This window comes from Limnobacter sp., from assembly GCF_036846585.1.
In the GTDB taxonomy this organism is placed as follows: Bacteria; Pseudomonadota; Gammaproteobacteria; order Burkholderiales; family Burkholderiaceae_B; genus Limnobacter.
In genome coordinates this window covers 1-2,657 of sequence record NZ_DAIUBR010000062.1, presented here as the reverse complement: position 1 = coordinate 2,657, position 2,657 = coordinate 1, and the positions used below count along the sequence as shown (strand labels likewise).

At 53.0% G+C, this 2,657-nt stretch carries 3 protein-coding genes; all 3 read right to left on the bottom strand.

What is annotated here, in order from left to right; genetic code table 11:
* A partial coding sequence (locus V7028_RS15275; RefSeq protein WP_334120944.1) for a hypothetical protein occupies positions 1–373 on the bottom strand: 373 nt, incomplete at its 3' end.
* A 131-nt stretch (positions 374–504) separates the two neighbouring features.
* Complete coding sequence (locus V7028_RS15270; protein WP_334120943.1) at positions 505–1,863, bottom strand: HlyD family type I secretion periplasmic adaptor subunit; 1,359 nt, start codon at positions 1,861–1,863, stop codon at positions 505–507.
* A partial coding sequence (locus V7028_RS15265) for an ATP-binding cassette domain-containing protein (RefSeq protein ID WP_334120942.1) occupies positions 1,860–2,657 on the bottom strand: 798 nt, incomplete at its 5' end. The genes V7028_RS15270 and V7028_RS15265, both read right to left, overlap by 4 nt.

Below are 2,657 nucleotides of genomic sequence, written 5' to 3'. Positions count from 1 at the left end.
CGTCCATGCTGGGCAATGGATCCTGGCTTACTCGCTCAACAACATAACCCTCGCTGATCTTGGGAAGATCGTCTGGAACGTCGTTGTCTTGCGCGCCCACCGTAATGTATTTCCGGATCACGTCTTTTTCCGGTGGTGTGCCTGAATCGAACGGCACAATTTCACCGGTTTTTGGTTTGATCAGCCATTCGGTGGGGCCTTCAAGGGGGCGAACCATTTCCGGTGCGGTAATTTGGCCGTCGGTGAAAGGACCCAGCTGAACCACAACTTCTGTTTGTGGCTTTCTTTTCATGGCCGGTCTTGGCTTTCTGGCCAAGCCCAGCGTGCTTGGGTCGCATTCTTGGGCATTCACAACGGGGGGCTTCTCGCTCATACTAATCCTCGGGGTCGATGTCATTGATAAGTGATCGATTCGCGAGTTTGGTTCCAAGTCAACTGTCTGCCAAACAGGTGATTCGGTCAGGCGTGGCGAGAGTTAACTCTGTGGAGTTAAGTGGTGTGTGTTTATTGCTCGGTGAATGCTTCGATTGAGCCGCGTAAAACCGGTTTCGTAAGGTAAGACAACACAGTTCGTTCTTCAGTTTCAATACTGACATTGGCAACCATCCCCGGCATCAGGCGAACTTTTTCGTTCACCTCCAGACGTGGCACGGTGACTTTCACGCTGAAATAAGGGCGACCAAATTCGTCGATCAAGCTGTCTGCGGAAATGCTGTCCACTTTGCCTTCCAGCGCACCATAAATGGCATGGTCGTATGCCGTGACCCGAATGGTGGCGCGCTGTGCGGGTCGAAGGAAGGCCACGTCTTTGGGGTTGATTCGTGTTTCAAACACCAGTTGTTCGTCGATTGGAACAATCTCAATTACTTCTTTGCCTGCCGGAACCACGGCACCCCGGGTGTTGTACAGAATTCGCTGGACCAGTCCGTCCACCGGGGTTTTCAGTGTGGCCTGGTTAACCCGGTCGCTTAATTCGATCTGGTTTTGCTCCAGGCTGGCCAGTCGTGCTTTCACTTCCGACAATTCAGTGCGTGCTTCGTTAATTTGCTTCAAACGAATTTCTTCAATTTTTTGTCGTGCTTCCCGAATGGCGGAATACAGGCGATTGGTCTGTGCGCTTCCTGCTTCAAAATCCCCGCGTGCCTTGGATGACTCACGTTCAAGGCGCAGTATTTCGATAGGTGATACAGCGCCGCTTTTCAGCAATGGCCGCATGCTGGCCAGTTCCTGTTCCGAACTTTCAAGGCTGCGTTTTGCGGCAGCGGCATTGCTTTGTGCTTCGTCCAGTTCGCGTTGGCGCTGGTCGAGTTGTTGTTCGTAAATCTGGGTTTGTGCTGTCCATTCCTGCAGCTTGCTTTGCAGCAATTTCGATTCTTGTAAAAACAGGTCCGGGTATTGTTTGATCAAATCCTCCGGCAGGGTCAGTTGGGTGTTGTTCAATTGCGCCAGTAGCCGGGCTTCACGAAACTGAAACGATGCATCAATGGCTTCTTTTTCCTTCAGGCTTGACGAAAAACGGGTGATGTCAATTTGTACCAGTTTGTCGCCCGCTTTCACCAGTTCGCCTTCACGCACAAACACCTGGTTGATCACCCCGCCGTCCACGGCCTGTATCACCTGCAAACGCTGCGAGGGCACCACCCTTGCTTCGCCTTGCGCGGCCTGCGGCACAGTTGCAATGGCTGACCAGCCCAGCAAGCCAAGCAAAGTGATTGCGCAGCAGTGCACCAGCCTTTTGGTTAGTACCTGTTGCTCAATCCACAGACGGGATTGATCCAGTGTGGCCTCTTCGGGCATCTGGTGTGCATCTGTTCGACCCATTGTCCAGTTGACCACCTGCTTTACTGCAGACTTGATGTTCATGGCTTTGCCCCTGCGCTGCGCTCGCGGCTTTTTGCAAGGGCGTTGGCGGCGTGAAGCACTTCGGCTTTCTGACCCTGTGCGCGAATTTGTCCCTGGTTCATCAGCACCAGCGAATTTGCACAGGCCAGCAAACCCAGTTTGTGTGTGGTAAACACGAGGATGGTGTTTTCGCGCAGTTGTTGAAGATATTGAACAAGACGGTTTTCCATGAACTGGTCCAGACACACGGTGGGTTCGTCGAGCAAAATCAGTTCTGGGTTGCCGGCCAATGCCCTGCAAATTGACACACCCTGTTTTTGGCCGGAAGACAGGTTGCTGCCCTGGTTTTCAATGTGCATGTGGATGCCGTCAGGGTGTTGTTCTACCCATTCTTTCATGCCGAGTTTTTCAAGTATTTGCCAGCAGTTGGCCGTGTCAATGTGCGGTCGCATGAAGCGGATGTTGTCCAGCAATGTGCCTTTGATCAGCATGGGGGGTTGTGTGGCATAGCCTACTTTGCTGCTGAATTCGCTGGGGTGGTAGTGGTCAACTGCAAGGTGGTTCACGCGGACTTGCCCTTGGTCGCATTGAAGTTGCCGGGCGAGCAGTTTAAGCACAGATGTTTTACCGGAACCTGTGGGCCCAATGATGCCAACGCGGTTTCCCGCTTCAAGATCCAGGTTCAACGCGTGCACGATGAAGTGCGTGTGCTGATTGGATTGCGCAGCGTGCCCCGGCTTCAGAACACTGGCTGATTCAACACCGATGTGTTCAATGGCAGGAAGTGCTGCACGTGTATTGCTGTTGGGGAGGGT